General features: G+C 67.3%; 17 protein-coding genes. 9 read left to right on the top strand and 8 right to left on the bottom strand.

Features of this window, described 5'->3' with window-relative positions; translation table 11 throughout:
• Both ACO07I_RS07990 and ACO07I_RS07985 read right to left on the bottom strand, forming a co-directional pair.
• The gene (locus tag ACO07I_RS07990) at positions 1-723 is read right to left on the bottom strand and encodes an alpha/beta fold hydrolase (protein WP_422016054.1); all 723 of its coding nucleotides are present in this window, start codon (positions 721-723) and stop codon (positions 1-3) included.
• Positions 724-1,239, bottom strand: a complete 516-nt coding sequence (locus ACO07I_RS07985) for an ankyrin repeat domain-containing protein (protein WP_422016052.1) — start codon at positions 1,237-1,239, stop codon at positions 724-726.
• A gap of 100 nt (positions 1,240-1,339) precedes the next feature.
• Between ACO07I_RS07985 and ACO07I_RS07980 the strand changes: the two genes are divergently transcribed.
• The gene (locus tag ACO07I_RS07980; protein WP_422016050.1) at positions 1,340-2,362 is read left to right on the top strand and encodes an NADP-dependent oxidoreductase; all 1,023 of its coding nucleotides are present in this window, start codon (positions 1,340-1,342) and stop codon (positions 2,360-2,362) included.
• 3 nt (positions 2,363-2,365) lie between these two features.
• On the opposite strand, the gene ACO07I_RS07975 is transcribed toward ACO07I_RS07980, so the two are convergent.
• Positions 2,366-2,950, bottom strand: a complete 585-nt coding sequence (locus ACO07I_RS07975) for an HdeD family acid-resistance protein (protein WP_422016048.1) — start codon at positions 2,948-2,950, stop codon at positions 2,366-2,368.
• A 106-nt stretch (positions 2,951-3,056) separates the two neighbouring features.
• Here ACO07I_RS07975 and ACO07I_RS07970 point away from each other — a divergent pair, with 106 nt between their 5' ends.
• From ACO07I_RS07970 to ACO07I_RS07940, 7 genes are all read left to right on the top strand, one after another.
• Positions 3,057-3,896, top strand: coding sequence for an NUDIX hydrolase (locus ACO07I_RS07970; protein ID WP_422016046.1), 840 nt, complete (start codon positions 3,057-3,059; stop codon positions 3,894-3,896).
• A 125-nt stretch (positions 3,897-4,021) separates the two neighbouring features.
• Entirely contained in the window at positions 4,022-5,464 is a 1,443-nt protein-coding gene (locus tag ACO07I_RS07965; protein ID WP_422016044.1) for a hydroxymethylglutaryl-CoA synthase family protein, read from the top strand.
• Between the two features lie 81 nt (positions 5,465-5,545).
• Positions 5,546-6,745, top strand: a complete 1,200-nt coding sequence (locus ACO07I_RS07960) for an acetyl-CoA acetyltransferase (protein ID WP_422016042.1) — start codon at positions 5,546-5,548, stop codon at positions 6,743-6,745.
• 148 nt (positions 6,746-6,893) lie between these two features.
• Positions 6,894-7,355 carry a MaoC family dehydratase N-terminal domain-containing protein gene (locus ACO07I_RS07955; protein WP_422016040.1) on the top strand — a complete coding sequence of 154 codons (462 nt, stop codon included), beginning with the start codon at positions 6,894-6,896 and terminating at the stop codon, positions 7,353-7,355.
• Between the two features lie 11 nt (positions 7,356-7,366).
• Positions 7,367-7,795, top strand: a complete 429-nt coding sequence (locus ACO07I_RS07950; RefSeq protein WP_422016038.1) for a MaoC family dehydratase — start codon at positions 7,367-7,369, stop codon at positions 7,793-7,795.
• A gap of 58 nt (positions 7,796-7,853) precedes the next feature.
• Entirely contained in the window at positions 7,854-8,678 is an 825-nt protein-coding gene (locus ACO07I_RS07945) for an SDR family NAD(P)-dependent oxidoreductase (protein ID WP_422016036.1), read from the top strand.
• A 115-nt stretch (positions 8,679-8,793) separates the two neighbouring features.
• Entirely contained in the window at positions 8,794-9,978 is a 1,185-nt protein-coding gene (locus ACO07I_RS07940; protein WP_422016034.1) for an FAD-dependent oxidoreductase, read from the top strand.
• Here the strand turns inward: ACO07I_RS07940 and ACO07I_RS07935 are convergent.
• Positions 9,975-10,778 (bottom strand): helix-turn-helix domain-containing protein, encoded by an 804-nt coding sequence (locus ACO07I_RS07935; RefSeq protein ID WP_422016032.1) that lies wholly within the window; start codon positions 10,776-10,778, stop codon positions 9,975-9,977. The genes ACO07I_RS07940 and ACO07I_RS07935 overlap by 4 nt on opposite strands.
• 29 nt (positions 10,779-10,807) lie before the next feature.
• On the opposite strand from ACO07I_RS07935, the gene ACO07I_RS07930 reads away from it, so the two are divergent.
• Positions 10,808-11,236 carry a DUF2000 family protein gene (locus ACO07I_RS07930; protein ID WP_422016030.1) on the top strand — a complete coding sequence of 143 codons (429 nt, stop codon included), beginning with the start codon at positions 10,808-10,810 and terminating at the stop codon, positions 11,234-11,236.
• Here ACO07I_RS07930 and ACO07I_RS07925 read toward each other — a convergent pair.
• The 4 genes from ACO07I_RS07925 to ACO07I_RS07910 are packed head-to-tail and all read right to left on the bottom strand — an operon-like array spanning position 11,233 to position 15,744.
• Positions 11,233-12,429: an MFS transporter gene (locus ACO07I_RS07925; protein WP_422016028.1), complete on the bottom strand. Its 1,197-nt coding sequence runs from the start codon at positions 12,427-12,429 to the stop codon at positions 11,233-11,235. The two genes, ACO07I_RS07930 and ACO07I_RS07925, sit on opposite strands and share 4 nt — an antisense overlap.
• A gap of 13 nt (positions 12,430-12,442) precedes the next feature.
• Entirely contained in the window at positions 12,443-12,814 is a 372-nt protein-coding gene (locus ACO07I_RS07920) for a nuclear transport factor 2 family protein (RefSeq protein ID WP_422016026.1), read from the bottom strand.
• Positions 12,815-12,841: 27 nt separating this feature from the next.
• Positions 12,842-14,656: a patatin-like phospholipase family protein gene (locus ACO07I_RS07915; protein WP_422016024.1), complete on the bottom strand. Its 1,815-nt coding sequence runs from the start codon at positions 14,654-14,656 to the stop codon at positions 12,842-12,844.
• Complete coding sequence (locus tag ACO07I_RS07910; protein WP_422016022.1) at positions 14,653-15,744, bottom strand: M14 family metallopeptidase; 1,092 nt, start codon at positions 15,742-15,744, stop codon at positions 14,653-14,655. The genes ACO07I_RS07915 and ACO07I_RS07910 overlap by 4 nt, the downstream gene beginning before the upstream one ends.
• Between the last annotated feature and the right edge of the window lie 145 nt (positions 15,745-15,889).

Below are 15,889 nucleotides of genomic sequence, written 5' to 3'. Positions count from 1 at the left end.
TCACCGCGGGATCGCCAGCAACTCAGCAGCCACCAGGTCCGGTGCCGAGATGATGCAGTTGTGGCCGGCCTCGATCGAGCGGTAGCGGACGTGCGGCATCGCCTGGACCTTCTCGTGCATGCCGGCCGACACCGGATAGCGCGGCTTGGTGCAGGCGATGTAGGTCATCGGCCGGCCGTTTCCGGCGGGATTGTGGAGCGTGATCGGCTTGGTGTAGCAGGCGACGGGATGCGGCGTGAGATGGCTGTGCGTCCAGGCGGCCAGCTCGGGATCGTCGATGATCAGGCTGCCGACCGGCGCGAAGGGCAGCACCTCGGTGTCGTTCACGACTTTTATCAACTTCTTTCGCTTGGCCACGATCTCGGGCGGGATGCGGCCGAAGATCGACTGGCCATCGGTCGCGATGCCACCGTCGATGATGACGAGATGGCCGATCCGTTCGGGGATACGATCGGTGACGAGGGTGGCGATCAGGCTGCCGAAACTGTGGCCGACCAGCACGATGTCGCGCAGGTCCTCCTTCTCAATCGTCGCGATCGTCTCGGCCAGGAACACGTCGTTGTCGAGCTCGGGCGACAGTTCCGCCGCGCGCTCGCCGATGCCGCAAAAGGGCAGGGCGCGGGCGTCATGGCCCTCGGCCGTCAGGCGCTCGATGACGAATTTCCAGGACCAGGCGCCCATCCAGGCACCGGGAAGACAGACGTAGGTACGGGACTTGACCATTCAGCGCGCGCCGGCGGCCTCCAGGATCGAAGCGATCTCGCGCTGGCCGCGCTGTCTTGCGTGACCGAGCGGCGTGACGCCCTGGTTGTCGGGAAGATTGACGTTGGCGCCGTGCTCGACCAGCAGGCGCGCGATTTCGATATAGGCCGGGCCGCCGTCGCCCAGGATCACGACCTCGAGCAGGGCGGTCCAGCCGAGCCGGTTCACATGGTTCACGTCGATCGCGGTCTTCAGCAGTTCACGCACCGTCTCGACATGGCCGTGATGGCAGGCCGGGATCAGCGCCGTCCCGCCGTAGCGGTTGGTGCTCTTGAGGTCGGCGCCGGCCTTCAGCGTGAGCTTCAGGATTTCCAGCCACCCCTCGGCGCCGGCCAGCAGGAAGGCGCTGTCGCGCTTCTCGTCCTGGGCGTCGACGCTGGTCCCCGCGGCGATCAGCCGGCGCGCGGTCTCGACGTCGTTGCGTTGCGTCGCATCGATCAGGGCGCGTTCCTCGGCGGTGAGAGTTTGGGCGGTCACGGCGCCACTCCATAGCAGAAGGAGCAGGGCGAGGAGGAGGCGCAGCGTTTCGCGAGCTTTCATCGGCATGATACCGTGCCGCAAATCAACGGAGGATTCCATGGCCACCAATCGTCGCGTGCTGCTGAAGTCCCGCCCGCAGGGCGAGCCGACGCCCGCCAATTTCGAGGTCGTCGACCAGGCGATCCCCGAACCCAAGGACGGCGAGTATCTGTCGCGCACGATCTGGCTGTCGCTCGATCCTTACATGCGCGGCCGCATGGCCGAGGCCAAGGGCTACGCCTCGAACGTCAATCTCGGGGACGCGATGGTCGGCGGCACGGTGGGCCAGGTGGTGAAGTCGAGGAACCCGCGTTTCAACGAAGGCGATTATGTCGTCGAGTATGCCGGCTGGCAGAGCTACGCCGTCTCGACCGGCGACATGTCGATGAAGCTCGATCCCGACGCCGCGCCGCTCTCGACCGCGCTGTCGGTGCTCGGCATGCCGGGCATGACGGCGTGGTGGGGCCTGATGGAGATCGGCAAGCCCAAGGCGGGCGAGACCGTCGTGGTGTCGGCGGCGTCCGGTGCCGTCGGCTCGGTGGTCGGCCAGCTCGCGAAGATCAAGGGCTGCCGCGCGGTCGGCATCGCCGGGGGCAAGGAGAAGTGCGACTACGTCGTGAACGAGCTGGGCTTCGACGCCTGCGTCGACTATCGCGCCGCCGGCGGCAACCTGTTCAAGGAGCTGCGGGCCGCGGCGCCCAAGGGCATCGACGTCTATTTCGAGAACGTGGGCGGGGCGGTGCAGGCGGCGGTCGTGCCTCAGCTCAACGACTTCGCGCGGGTGCCGCTCTGTGGCCTGATCTCGCAATACAACGAGATGCAGATGAGCCCCGGTCCCGACTGGCGCCTGCTGCTGATCAAGCGCGCCACCGTGACCGGGTTCATCGTCTCCGATCACTTCGGCCAGATGGCCGATTTCTGGAAGGAAGTGCCGCCGCTCGTGAAGGCCGGCAGGATCAAGTACCGCGAGGATGTCGTGAAGGGCATCGAGAACGCGCCCGAGGCCTTCATCGGCCTCCTGAAGGGCCGGAACTTCGGCAAGCTGCTGGTGCAGGTCGCCGAGGATCCGACCCGGAAGTAGGCCTCAGGCGACGGGGCGGTTCTTCAGCGCCAGGCCCATCGTCACCCAGCCCGAGCCGATGAAGATCAGGTCGATGCCGAGGAAGATGCCCAGCACGAAGAAGCTCGAGGCCGGCCACTGGGCGATGATCATGGCGCCCAGCAGCAGGGTCACGAGACCGGACACGACGACCCAGCCCCACGGCTTGCCGGCCGACTTCATGCTGAAGGCTAGGAAGATGCGCAGCACGCCGCCGGCCACGAGCGCCGCGCCCAGCATCAGCGTCAGGATGGTGGCCGCCGCGAAGGGGTTGCCGATGGCGATGACGCCGGCGCCGACATAGAGCAGGCCGAGCAGCATCCAGACGGCGAACTTGCCCCAGCCCTTGACGCTGAAGGCCGCGACGATTTCCGCGACGCCGCCCATGATCATCATGATGCCGACGATCATGACGGCCGAGGCGGTTGCGGCGACGGCACTGCCGAGCGCAATGAAGCCAGCGATCAGGAACACGACGCCCAGGGCCACGATCCATCCCCACTTGGCGCGCAGGACCTTGAGGCCTTCCGCGAGATTGGGAGGAAGCGGGGTGTTGGAGGACATTGTCATGGCGATGCTCCTTCAGAGCGGAATGGACAATGTCAGGATACACCCGCCCAATGGCACTGTCGCTGGTTGTATGGGAAACTTCAGTGTCACAGGAATGCAGGAAAAGATGACCGAACCCAAGAAAGAGGGCGCCGCGCCGCGGCCCGCCACCACCGTGCTGCTGCTGCGTCCGTCGCAGCCGGGCGACGCCGCATCGCCGCTGGAAGTGTTCATGGTGGTGCGTCATCACCAGATCGATTCCTTCTCCGGCGCACTCGTGTTTCCCGGCGGCAAGCTGGAGGAGGCTGACGGCGCCCCGTCGCTGCGGGCGCGCTGCGGCGGCGCCGACAAGATCGACGATGCCGAACTCAAGTTCCGGGTCGCCGGCGTGCGCGAGGCCTTCGAGGAATGCGGCGTCCTGCTGGCCCGCAAGCGCGGCCAGCGGGCGCTGATCGGGGCGGCGGACCTCAAGGGGATCGAAGAGCGCTGGCGCGCCAAGCTCGCCAAGGACGAGGCCAGCATCGTCGACATGGTCGAGGCCGAGGACCTGGAGATCGCGACGGAGCTGATGACACCCTACGCGCACTGGATCACGCCGACCTTCGTGCCGAAACGCTTCGACACCTGGTTCTTCCTGGCCGAGGCGCCGGAGGATCAGATCGCCCTGCACGACGGGTCGGAGTCGACGGACTCGGTCTGGATCGGACCTCAGGAAGCGATCGAGGAGGCCAAGGCCGGCAAGCGGACGCTCGTCCATGCCACGACCAAGAACCTCGAACTGCTGGCGGAGGGCAAGACGGTCGCGGGCGCGATCGCGGCGGCCGGCGCGCGCAAGATCGTCACCGTCCAGCCCTGGGTCGAAGAGCGGGACGGCAAGAAGTTCCTGCACATCCCTGAAGGCGCCGGCTATCGCAACCTCGTTCGCGAGATGCCGCCCAGCGGCGGCGTTCCGCAGACCGGAAGATAATTTCGCGCCATGCGCTGCGACGGAGAAAACCGGCTCGCCCGAAAAGGGCGAGCGCGCTAAGAGCGACGGCATAAACGCTCGTTCATGAACCGACTGCGGTCGGACCAGGTGGAGGAAGAAGAACGATGGTCGGAATCGTCGCCTATGGCGCCTATGTGCCGCGCCTGCGTCTCAACCGTCAGGCCGTCTACGATGCGAACAAGTGGTTCGCCGCCGGCCTGCGCGGCCTCGCCAAGGGCGAACGCTCGATGGCCAACTGGGACGAGGATTCGATCACGATGGCGGTCGAGGCGTCGCGCGACTGCCTGACCAGCCACAAGGCCGAGGATGTCCGTAACATCTACTTCGCCTCGACGACGCATCCGTTCAAGGATCGCCAGAATGCCGGTGTGATCGGCACGGCGCTGAACGTCGAGCAGAACCTCTCGGCCACCGACATCGGCGGCTCGCTCAAGGCCGGGACCTCGGCGCTCATCGCCGGCCTCAACGCGTCGAAGGAAGGCGCCCCGACGCTGGTCGCCGCCGCCGACAAGCGCATGGCCCGCGTTGCCTCGTCGAACGAGCTGAACTACGGCGATGGCGCTGCGGCGCTGCTGTGCGGCACCGAGAACGTGATCGCCAGGCTGGTCGGTCATCATTCGGTGTCGATGGATTTCGTCGATCACTTCCGTGGCGACGAGTCGGACTTCGACTATGGCTGGGAAGAGCGCTGGATCCGCGACGAGGGCTACTCGAAGATCGTGCCGCCGGCGATCAAGGCCGCTCTTGCCGCCTGCAAGCTCAACGGCTCGGACATCACGCACTTCATCATGCCGAGCCCGATGCCGGCGGTGCCGAAGCAGATGGCCAAGATGGTGGGCATCGGCGAGGGCGCGGTGCGCGACCTGCTCGGCGCGACGCTCGGCGACACGGGTGCTGCCCATGCGCTGGTCATGCTGGTCGACGCGCTCGAAGGCGCCAAGGCGGGCGACAAGATCATGGTCGTGGCTTTCGGCCAGGGCGTCGACGTCCTGGTGTTCGAGGTCACGGCCGAGAAGGACAAGCTTCCCGCGCGCAAGGGCCTGTCGGGCTGGATGGCGCGCCGGAAGGAAGAGAAGAACTACATGAAGTTCCTCGCCTTCAACGAGATGCTGCCGATCGACAAGGGCATGCGCGCGGAGTTCGACAAGAAGACAGCGCTGTCGGTCCTGTGGCGCAAGCGCGACATGATCTACGGGCTGGTCGGCGGCAAGTGCAAGGTGTGCGGCACCGTGCAGTTCCCGCGCAGCCAGGTCTGCGTCAATCCGAACTGCCATGCGATGGACAGCCAGGAACCCTATGCGATGGCCGGACTGGAATGTTCGGTGATGTCGTTCACCGCCGACTCGCTCACCTATTCGCCGGACCCGCCGGCGTATTACGGCATGATCACCTTCCCCGAGGGCGGGCGGTTCATGGCCGACTTCACGGACAGCGACAAGGATCAGGTGAAGGTCGGCGCCAAGATGCGCATGACCTTCCGCATGCGCGACAACGACCAGATGCGCGGTGGCTTCAAGCGTTACTTCTGGAAGGCGACTCCGGTTTGAGCCTGTCGGCTCGTATCGCCTTCCCGGGTCAAGAGTTTCGTTAGTTTCAAGAGTTCAACCTCACCACCAAGGAGACCTGCAATGGCTCGTGGTATCAAGGACAAGGTCGCTATTCTCGGCATGGGCTGCTCGAAGTTCGGCGAACGCTGGGACAGCGGCGCCGAGGAGCTGATGCTCGAAGCCTACAAGGAATGCCTGAAGGACGCGGGCATCGACCAGAACCAGCTCCAGGCGGCCTGGTTCTCGACCGCCATCGACGAGGTTCATGTCGGCAAGTCCGGCATTCCGCTGTCGATGACGCTGCGCCTGCCGAACATTCCCGTGACGCACGTCGAGAACATGTGCGCGTCGGGCACCGAGGCGTTCCGCGGCGCCTGCTACGCGGTCGCCTCCGGCGCCGCCGACTTCGCGCTGGCGCTGGGCGTCGAGAAGCTCAAGGACACCGGCTACGGCGGCCTTCCCGGCGGCCGCGGCGGCCCGCTGCAGGTCCTGTGGAACGCCAATGGCACCGCGCCGGGCAACTTCGCCCAGCTCGCCACCGCCTACATGACCGCGCACGGCGTTTCCGGCGAAGACCTCAAGAAGGCGATCGGCCACGTCTCGTGGAAGAGCCACCAGAACGGCGCCAAGAACCCGAAGGCCCATCTGCAGAAGGCCGTCGAGATGGACACCATCCTCAACGCGCCGATGATCGCCTCGCCGCTCGGCCTGTTCGACTGCTGCGGCGTGTCGGACGGCGCGGCCGCAGCCATCGTGACGACGCCGGAGATCGCCAAGGCGCTCGGCAAGAAGGACATCGTCAGCGTCAAGGCGCTGCAGCTTTCGGTCTCGAACGGCTCCGAGTCGGGCCACAATTCCTGGGATGGCAGCTACTTCCACACGACCCGCATCGCCTCGAAGAAGGCCTACGAAGAGGCCGGCATCAAGAGCCCGCGCGACGAAGTGTCGATGTTCGAGGTCCATGACTGCTTCTCGGTCACCGAGCTGGTGACCATGGAAGACCTCCACATCTCCGAGACCGGCAAGGGCTGGAAGGACGTGCTCGACGGCTTCTACGACGCCGACGGCAAGATCCCCTGCCAGATCGACGGCGGCCTCAAGTGCTTCGGTCATCCGATCGGCGCCTCGGGCCTGCGCATGCTGTACGAGATGTACCTGCAGATCCAGGGCAAGGCCGGCGCCCGCCAGCTCAAGGACCCGCGCATCGGCATGACGCACAATCTCGGCGGCGCACCGCGCGAGAACATCGCCAGCGTGGCCATCGTCGGCCGCTACGAGTAATTCGCATCTTGTCATCCCGAGGCGCAGCCGAGGGACCTTTCGCTCGAGGTAAAGGTCCCTTGCTGCGCTCGGGATGACAGCGAGCGCTTGGCGCCCTCTCCGTGCAAGGCGAGGGCGTTTTATTTTCGCGTTTGAGGAGGAGGCATCCATGGAGCTCGACAAGAAGCTCATCGGCCACGAATTCGAGCCGTTCACCGCCACCGTCGAGGCGGGCAAGATCAAGCTGTTCTGCAAGGCCATCGGCGAGGAAGACCCGATCTATTCCGACGAAGCCGCAGCGAAGGCCGCGGGCTATCGCGGCATCACCGCGCCGCTCACCTTCCTGCGTGCCCTGCAGGCCGACGATCCCAACAAGGGCGGGCTGCTGCGCCTGCTCAACGTCGATATCGGATTGATCCTGCACGGCGAGCAGCACTTCGAATACTACGCGCCGGTCGTGGTGGGCGACGTCGTCACCTGCCAGGAGAAGGTCGTCGACATCTACGACAAGAAGGGCGGCGCCCTGTGGTTCGTCGTCCAGGAGATGGAGATGAAGGATCAGGCGGGCAAGCTGCTGGCCAAGGGCCGCGGCGTCACCGTCGTGCGCAACCCCGACGCGGCGAAGAAGTAAGGGAGGCACTCATGGCAACTGCGACCGCTCCGAAATTTGCCGACGTGAAGATCGGCGACGAACTCAAGCCGCTGGTGCTGCCGCCGATCAGCCGCCACCAGCTCGCCCTCTATTGCGGCGGCTCGGGCGACCACAACCCGATCCACGTCGATCTCGACTTCGCCAAGAAGTTCGGTTTCAAGGACGTGTTCGCCCACGGCATGCTGTCGATGGCCTTCCTCGGCCGCCTGGTCACCTCCTGGGTGCCGCAGAAGCAGGTCCGCGGCCTCGGCACCCGCTTCACCTCGATCACCTGGGTGGGCGACGTCATCACCGTGTCGGGCAAGGTCACGGGCAAGCGCGAGAAGGACGGCGAGACGCTGGTCGATCTCGAGGTGAAGTGCACCAACCAGAACGGCCAGGACACGCTTCAGGGCACCGCCACGGTCGCGCTCAACTAGGACCAGGAGGAGCGCGCCCCTGGAGTGGCGCGCTCCCATGCAAGAACAGGAGGCAGACATGGGTCAGATGGATGGTAAGGTGGCGATCGTCACCGGTTCGGGACGCGGCATCGGCAAGGAGATCGCGCTGCGCCTGGTGCGCGACGGCGCCAGCGTCGTGATCAACGACATCGACGACGCGCCGGCGGAAGAGACCGTCGCCGAGATCGTCAAGGCGGGCGGCAAGGCGGTGGCCTGCAACGGTGACGTCTCCAAGCCCGACTTCGGCGATCGCATCGTGAAGGCGGCCGTCGATGCGTTCGGCGACTGTCACGTGGTCGTGAACAATGCCGGCTACACTTGGGACTCGGTCATCCAGAAGATGACCGACGAGCAGTGGTACGCCATCCTCGACGTCCACCTGACGGCGCCGTTCCGCATCCTCCGGGCCTTCCAGCAGCACTTCAAGGACGCCGTCGAGAAGGAACGGGCCGAGGGCAAGCGCATCGTGCGCAAGGTCGTGAACATCTCCTCGACCTCGGGCGTCAACGGCAATGCCGGCCAGTCCAATTATTCCGCGGGCAAGGCGGGCATCGTCGGCCTGACCAAGACCCTGGCGAAGGAATTCGGCCGCTACGACGTCACGGTGAACGCCGTGGCCTTCGGCTATATCCAGACGCGCCTCACCAAGCCGCTGGCCCAGGGCGAGTCGGGCGAGATCGAGGTCCAGGGCCGCACCGTCAAGATCGGTGTCCAGGGCGGTCGCCTCGCCGCGCTGAACCAGATGATTCCGCTGGGCCGCGGCGGCCTGCCGGAGGAAGCGGCCGGTTCGGTTTATCTTTTCTGCAGCCCCGATAGCGATTATGTCAGCGGCCAGTGCCTCGTCGTGAACGGCGGCCTCTGAGCGCCGCTCGACGAAACAACGGATCGAGGGGTGGCCTGCGGGCCACCCTTTTTCGTTGTATGGGGTACAGAGGCTATGAGGGTGGAGCGCGTTGGGGTCTCTTGAGATCGGTATCGTGGGCTGCGGCATCGCTGGCCAAGCCGCAGCAGGCTTCCTGGCCGATGCCGGACATGTCGTCACTCTGCTGGAACGCTTCGAGCAGCCGCAAGCGGTGGGCGCCGGGCTGTTGCTGCAGCCCACCGGCCTTTCGGTCCTGCGCGCCCTCGGGCTCGAGCAGGAGGCGGTCGCCGCAGGCGCGCGGATCGACGGGATCGTGGGCGAAAACCAGTGGGGTGTCCGGGTCATAGACCTCGCCTATGGCGACCTGCATCCGGCGGCGTTCGCGCTGGGTATTGGCCGTTCGCCCCTGTTCGACCTGTTGCACAGCCGGGCCCTCGGCGCGGGTGCCCGGCTGGTCGCCGGCGTCGAAATCGTGGACGTCGAGCGCGAGGGCGCCCGGGCTGTTGCCCTCGACCGCAAGGCCCGCCGGCACGGCCCCTTCGATCTCCTGGTGGTCGCGGACGGAGCGAATTCCGCACTGAGGCCCCGCGTCTTCCCGCGGGGCCGGGCACCCATTTACCCGTGGGGCTGCCTCTGGACGACTGTACCGGATACCCATGCGTTCGGTGCAATAGGCCTGCTGCGGCAGCGCTTTGCCGGCACGTCGTCGATGATGGGCGTCCTCCCGGTCGCATCCGACAGGCTCACGATGTTCTGGAGCCTGCCCACGCCCGCGCTTGAAGTCGACCGGGCCCTCGATCTCGAGGCGGTGCGGCACGAGGCGCTGGCGCTCTGGCCGGACGCGGTCCCGATCATCGAACGCGCATTCGACGCCGGCGATTTCGCGCGCGCAACCTACCGACACGTCTCCCTGCCACGCTGGAACGACGGGCCGGTCCTGTTCATCGGCGATGCCGCGCACGGGACCAGCCCGCAGCTCGGTCAGGGCGCCAATCTCGGCCTGCTCGACGCCCATGCGCTGGCCCGCAGCCTGGCCGAGGCCGGCGACGTGCCCCAGGCGATGGAGCGGTTCGCCGCGCGGCGGGGACCGTCCAATCGGTTCTACGGAACCGCCAGCCACCTGCTGACGCCGTTCTTCCAGTCGCATCACGATCTGCTCGCGATCCCGCGCGACCTCCTCCTGCACCGGGCCTGCCTGACCCCACCCGTCCGGCGCCTGCTGGCGGGAACATTGGCGGGCCTGCGCCGCGGCTGGTGGGCGGCCGACACGCTGGACGCCGACGGCCGCTTTCCGCTCTAGCTGCGTCGCGACAGGGCGGCCCAACGGCCCGGCGTGACGCCGAACCGGGCGGAGAAATGCCGTGTGAGATGGCTCTGGTCGGCGAAGCCCGCGGCGGCCGCGGCGTCGGACAGGGGGCTGCCCTCGACGATCAGGGCCTGCGCGCGCATCAGGCGCCGGCCGACCTGGTAACGATGGGGCGAGGTGCCGAAGACCGAGCGGAAGTGACGGGCAAGGGTGAAGCGGTCGAGCCCGCTCACCCTCTCCAGCTCGTCCGAGCCCACGACACGATGGGATTCGGTCACCAGGAAATCGCGGGCCAGCCGCACGGCGCGGAGGGCGACGCTGCCACGTCCCCGGCGGGGGCCGCCGTCGCCCCGCCGCGCCAGGAGATCGGCGAGGCGGCCGATCGTGGCGTCGATCGCCAGCGGCTCCAGAGGCTGCGGGAAGTCGACAAAGGCCTCTTCGATGACCCTCGCCGTTTCGGGATCGTGCCCGACCGCCTCCGCGACATGGGGCGGGCTCGTGCCGCCGAGCGCCTGGGAGATCGCAGCCGGATCGAGATAGAGCATGCGATAGGCGAAGGCGCGGCCCTCGCCGGCATGGCCGTCATGCGCCTCGTCGGGATGCAGCACCAGGACCTGCCGCGCCCGGCTGGCCCGCAGGCTGCCGCGATAGTGGAACTGCTGCACGCCATAGAGGGTGAGGCCGATCCCGTAGGTCTCGTGCCGGTGCAGGTCGTAGGCATGGCCGCCGAACCGCCCTTCGAGGCGCTGCAGGCCGGAGGCCGGTCGGTCGAGGCGAATCTGGTCGAGGGTCATGCACGAACGTTCAAGACGATAGGGGCACCATGCCTCATATCGGCGGCATGATCTACGAAACCAAGACAGCCCTGGTGCTGCGCAAGGAACTGGCCGCCTGGCAGGTGGCCAATGTCGCTGCTTTCCTGGCGGGCGGCCTCGCCGGCACCCATGCCCATATGATGGGTGAGCCTTATCGCGACGGCAGCGGACGGGCCTACACGGCCCTGATCCGCGAGCCGGTGTTCGTCTATGGCGCGACGCTGGACGAGCTTCGGCGGACGCACCAGCGGGCGCTGTCGCGCGAGCTGGTGCCCGCGATCTACATCGAGCCGATGTTCACCACGACCAACGACGCCGACAATCGCGCGGCCGTCGCCGCCGCTCCGGTCGATGCTATGGATTTTGTCGGCATCGGCGTGCATGGGCCGCGCAAGGTCGTCGACAAGGTGGTGAACGGGCTGAAGTTCCTGGCCTAGGCCGGTCGCCGCCCGCGCATCAGGATCAGGGCGGACGCCGCGAGGTTGAGCCCCATGCAGACTGCCAGCGGCACGCCGTACCCACCGGAGGCGTCGCGGAGGACACCCAGCAGGCCGGGCCCGAAGGCGTAGAGGGTCTGCATGACCGCCGTGGAGAGGGCGACGATCGCGGGGAAACGATCGGCTGTGAATTCGCGCTGCACGATCATCGGCGACAGGGTGATGATGTTGCCGACGGCGAGGCCATAGGCGGCACAGGCGCCGTAGACTGCAAGCGGTGTCTCGACGAATTCCAGTACCGCGATGGCGCCGGCCTGCACCAGGAAGCAGATCGCCGAGGCGCGGCGCGGCTCGAGGCGGTCGATGACCAGCCCCAATACGATACGGCCGGCCAGCGCCGTCACGGCATTGATGCCCACCGCAAGGGCGGGGTCGATCGCCAGTCCGCTGGCGGCCGCACGGGAGGTCACCAACGGCACGAGATGGGTAAGGAAGCCGACCTGCGACGTCAGCACGAGGGCGAACGGCGCGGCGATGCTCCAGAAATGCCACTCCCGCAGGGGGGCCAGCCGATGGAGCCGCACCGTCGTCGGCTTGGGCGAGAGGGGCCCCCTGCGAACGAACAACGCGACGGTACCCGCGGCCAGGACGATGCCGAGGGCCACCAGCAGCCGCTCGGCCGTCGCGAAACCCAGCGCGGGAATGGCTGCCAGCAGCACCGGCGTGACGACCAGACCGGCGAGGGTGGCGCCGCTCAGCGCGAGATTGAGCGCGAGGCCGCGCTTGCGGTCGAACCACTGGCCGACGGTGGCGGCGATCGGCGCCACGCTGGTGGCGTTCCAGCCCGGCGCCATGACGATGTAGAGCACGACCAGCTGCCACGGCTCGGTGACCGACGGCAGCAGCATGAGAGCTGCGGTGGTGGTCGACAGGCCGGCCAGGAACACGGTGCGCGGGCCAAAGCGGCCGATCGCTTCGGCGATGCGCGGCAACAGCAGGGCACCCAGCAGATAGTGCGCGGTCACGACCGACGAGATGAAGCCCGTCGACCAGCCGCGGGCGCGCTGCAGTTCGACCAGATAGATGCCGTGGGCATAGAAGCCGAAGCCCCAGGCGAACACGGCCGTCACGAAGCACGCGAAGACGACGCGCCAGGCGGCCGGCGATGTGTCCGCAGCCCTGTTCAGCGACATGGTGGGGGCGCTTTCAGGAGCGGCTGACGTGGGCCGAGACGCAGCGCCAGCCCTCCGGCCGCAGCTGCCAGTCGTCGGTGTACCAGCCGGCGCCCGTGCTGCCGTCGGGCCTGGTGTAGCTCGTGCGGGCATGAATGATGGCGAAGGAGCCCAGCAGTCGGATCTTCACGTCGTGCTCGCGCAGGTCCTTCACCGCCGAGCCGCGGCCGATCTGGGCCAGGAAGGCGGCGCGCTCGATCAGGGTACCGTCGGGATTTGTATTGTGGAAATCGTCCGACAGGTGCCGCTCGAACCACTCGACGTCGGCTTCGCCGACCGAGCGCACGTAGTGGTGATTGAGCTGCTTCAGGGTCTCGATCTGCCGTGCCGTCGACTCATCCGCCATGGGGTTTCCTTTCCTTGCCGGGTGCCCTCACGACACGAAGAGACGCACGCCGACTGGCAGGGTGCGGGCCTTTTCGAGACCTTCCATCGTCGTGCGGTAGCCGAGTTCGATCGCCGCGTCGAAGCTCGTCCAGTCGAGCAGATCGATATGGGTCATCGGCGGCACGATCAGCAGATCCGCAGCGGCGCGATCCTCGGCCGCGCGCGAAGTGCTGGCGACCAGCGCCGAGCGCAGCAGGATGCGCACGATCGAGGGGATGGGCAGCATCTCGTTGCGCTTCCAGACCAGGCGCCGGAAGAACTGCCACGCCGACCAGGGCTCCATGACGCCCTCGCCAGCGGACAGCGCGCCGCCGGTGTCGATGTCGACGCCGATGGTGAGGCCGCGACCCAGCCGCTGCATCGCGCGCACCGGGAAATTGTCGATGACCCCGCCATCGACATGGACTTCGCCGGCTTCGTTGAAGGGCGGCATCACGCCGGGAATCGACACCGACGCGCGCAGCCATCGCCACAGCCGCCCGACCGTATGGATGTCGGCCCGGGAGGTCGTGAGGTTCGCGGTCATGCAGTAATAGGGAAGGATCAGATCCTCGATGTCCTTCTCGCCGAACGCCATGCGCAGCAGGCGCGTGACCCGGCGGCCGCCGAACAGCGAGATCAGCGGAACCGTGTAATCGCTGAGAGGATTGTTGTCGACGAAGGCGCGGCGGAAGCGCGCGTCGAGTTCCTGGTCGTTCCAGCGCGAGGCGACGCCGGCCGCGACAATGGCGCCCATGCTGGTGCCGCCTACCAGGTCGATCGGCACGCCGCACTCGCGCAGCGCCTTGACCACGCCGATATGGGTGAAGGCGCGCGCGCCGCCGCCGGCCATGACGACGCCCACGGCATGACCGGTCAGGGTGCGGGCCAGCCGGTCGATGTCGGCATGGATGTCGAGCCGCACGTGATGGTGGTTGCCGTAGAGGCCGCCCGCCAGCAGCGGCGCGGTCGAGCCCGCTTTCGGATCGTGACCTTCGTGCAGCAGCACCAGCTCACGGCGCCGGTGGAACACCGCGCCGCTCTGGGCCGTCTCGATCTCGAAGGGCACCCGGGTCGGGGCGTCGTTGTCGGCGTTGCGCATCACGACCAGGCAATCAGCCTGGCGCAGGCAGAGTTCGGTCCAGGGTGTCAGGGTCGGATCGGCGCGGTAGAGCACGAACGACGATTCCATCTCGCAGCGCGCGAACCATTCGGGCTCCTGCTCGAGCGATTCCGATCCCAGCATCTGCACCTGGGTGCCGATGCGGCCGAGCGCATTGGCCAGCATCACCGCGAAGCGCGCCGAGGGAACGTCGGGGCCGCTCGGCAGCAACGCGAAGGTGCGCGGCTGGCGGCGGGCACCGGCCGAATCCTGCGCATTGCGCGCCACGACGCTGCGCATCAGCGCCGGCAAAACCTCGGGATGGTTGGAGGTGAGGGCGTGGAAGCTGGTCTGAGGCAGCCGCCAGACCTCGCTGTCGCGCAGCGCCGCCACGCTACGCGTACGCTTGCCCTGCGACAGCAGCGACATCTCGCCGACGAGATTGCCCGGCGGAATCTCGGCGATCAGCACGGGTTCCCGGGAATCGCCGGCTTCGTAATGCCGAAACACCCCAAGCGAACCGCTCGTCACGACATAGACGGCGTCGGCCGGTTCGCCCTGGCGGAACAACGGCGCGCCGCCGGGCAGGACCAGCAAGGTGAGCTGGTGCTCGACGGCGGCCAGGGCTTCGGGGGCGAGGTCGGCGAACAGCGGGGTCTGCTGCAACACCTTCTGCAGACGCAGCCGGGCGGTATCCTCGCTCGGCACGGCGAGGCTCATCCCCCGGACATTCCCTTCAGCGCCCAGCCGATGGTCTGGTCGGCGCGTGCCCACACCATCTCCCGCCATTTGTCGCCGGCCGGGAAGAAGCGCTCTTTCATGTCCGCCTTCAGGGCGTGGCCCTGCGCCGAGCCGAGGTCGCCACGATGATGCAGCCAGTTGTCGGCGCGCACCGCGTTCAGCACCTCCGGCACCGTGTAGGTGCCGTATTCCAGCGCCACCGGCGTCACCTCGGCATCGGGCAGCTCCTGCGGGAAGGCGTCGGTCATGACGCCGACCACCACCGCCGAGGTCGAGGTGCCGCCTTCCGGCGAGGTCATCTCGTCGCCATACCAGGCCTTGGCCCGGCCGAACGACTTGGCGGCGGGCGACACCGCGCAAATCAGCTCGCCATGGCCGAACGGGCCGAGGCCGGTATGAAAATCGATGATACCGACGCGCCTGGCCTGCGAGAGTTCCTCGCGCGCGATGGCGCGGATCGTGCGGTTGCTCCAGCTGGGCGCTGTGCCGCCGAAGAAGATCCCGTCGGGGTGCGTATACTGGCCGCCGCTGATCGCGCTCTGCAGGCCGAAGGCGCCGTGCTTCTGCGCGAAGGCGCCGAACACGCGTTCGGTCTCGGCGGCGCTCGCCTCGTTCCACTCGGCCGGCAGGACGGCGTCAGCGATCTCGAGATAGCCGTCGTTCTTCGGATAGCCCTTGTCGTGATCGACGAAGTTGCGATTGAGATCGACATTGTCCTCGGTGACGCGGCGCGTCCACGCGAAGCCATAGGGGTTGAGCGCATGGATCAGCAGCGCACCGGTGCCGGGCGGCAGCTTCGCCGGCCCACCCGAGCGCATCCACGCGATCTCGGCGCCCGAGCCGCAATGGCCCTCGACCCCGTGCGTGCCGGCAATCAGCACCAGCATGTTCGCGGCGTCGGCCGGCCCGAAGCGCGACGTGTCGAGGAACAGCCTCTCGCCGTTGGGGCCGCGCGCCTTCGGGTTCAACCAGGAACGCAGCGCGCCGCCGGCTTCGGCGGCGGCGCCGCAGAACTTCGCACGCGCCTCGGCATAGGTTTCAGAGAAGCACTCGGACACTGAGAACATGCATTTCCTCCGGCCGGCATCGTAGCGGGTTTGGCGACGAGGCGGAAAGCATGTCGGACAACAATGCCTCACCCTGAGGAGCGGTCCGCAGGACCGCGTCTCGAAGGGTGGGAACGAGCACCACGTCTGTTACCCATCCTTCGAG

Source organism: Reyranella sp., from assembly GCF_965227665.1.
Taxonomy (GTDB): domain Bacteria; phylum Pseudomonadota; class Alphaproteobacteria; order Reyranellales; family Reyranellaceae; genus Reyranella.
This window is presented reverse-complemented; position numbering and strand designations above follow the sequence as displayed.

Bases quoted from the DNA above. Each gene is read 5' to 3' on its own strand.
- ACO07I_RS07935 (WP_422016032.1), bottom strand. From the start codon at position 10,778: ATGACCCTCGACCAGATTCGCCTCGACCGACCGGCCTCCGGCCTGCAG.
- ACO07I_RS07980 (WP_422016050.1), top strand. From the start codon at position 1,340: ATGGCCACCAATCGTCGCGTGCTGCTGAAGTCCCGCCCGCAGGGCGAG.
- ACO07I_RS07945 (WP_422016036.1), top strand. From the start codon at position 7,854: ATGGGTCAGATGGATGGTAAGGTGGCGATCGTCACCGGTTCGGGACGC.
- ACO07I_RS07960 (WP_422016042.1), top strand. From the start codon at position 5,546: ATGGCTCGTGGTATCAAGGACAAGGTCGCTATTCTCGGCATGGGCTGC.
- ACO07I_RS07975 (WP_422016048.1), bottom strand. From the start codon at position 2,950: ATGACAATGTCCTCCAACACCCCGCTTCCTCCCAATCTCGCGGAAGGC.
- ACO07I_RS07990 (WP_422016054.1), bottom strand. From the start codon at position 723: ATGGTCAAGTCCCGTACCTACGTCTGTCTTCCCGGTGCCTGGATGGGC.
- ACO07I_RS07920 (WP_422016026.1), bottom strand. From the start codon at position 12,814: ATGGCGGATGAGTCGACGGCACGGCAGATCGAGACCCTGAAGCAGCTC.
- ACO07I_RS07930 (WP_422016030.1), top strand. From the start codon at position 10,808: ATGCCTCATATCGGCGGCATGATCTACGAAACCAAGACAGCCCTGGTG.
- ACO07I_RS07915 (WP_422016024.1), bottom strand. From the start codon at position 14,656: ATGAGCCTCGCCGTGCCGAGCGAGGATACCGCCCGGCTGCGTCTGCAG.
- ACO07I_RS07925 (WP_422016028.1), bottom strand. From the start codon at position 12,429: ATGTCGCTGAACAGGGCTGCGGACACATCGCCGGCCGCCTGGCGCGTC.
- ACO07I_RS07950 (WP_422016038.1), top strand. From the start codon at position 7,367: ATGGCAACTGCGACCGCTCCGAAATTTGCCGACGTGAAGATCGGCGAC.
- ACO07I_RS07910 (WP_422016022.1), bottom strand. From the start codon at position 15,744: ATGTTCTCAGTGTCCGAGTGCTTCTCTGAAACCTATGCCGAGGCGCGT.
- ACO07I_RS07965 (WP_422016044.1), top strand. From the start codon at position 4,022: ATGGTCGGAATCGTCGCCTATGGCGCCTATGTGCCGCGCCTGCGTCTC.
- ACO07I_RS07970 (WP_422016046.1), top strand. From the start codon at position 3,057: ATGACCGAACCCAAGAAAGAGGGCGCCGCGCCGCGGCCCGCCACCACC.
- ACO07I_RS07955 (WP_422016040.1), top strand. From the start codon at position 6,894: ATGGAGCTCGACAAGAAGCTCATCGGCCACGAATTCGAGCCGTTCACC.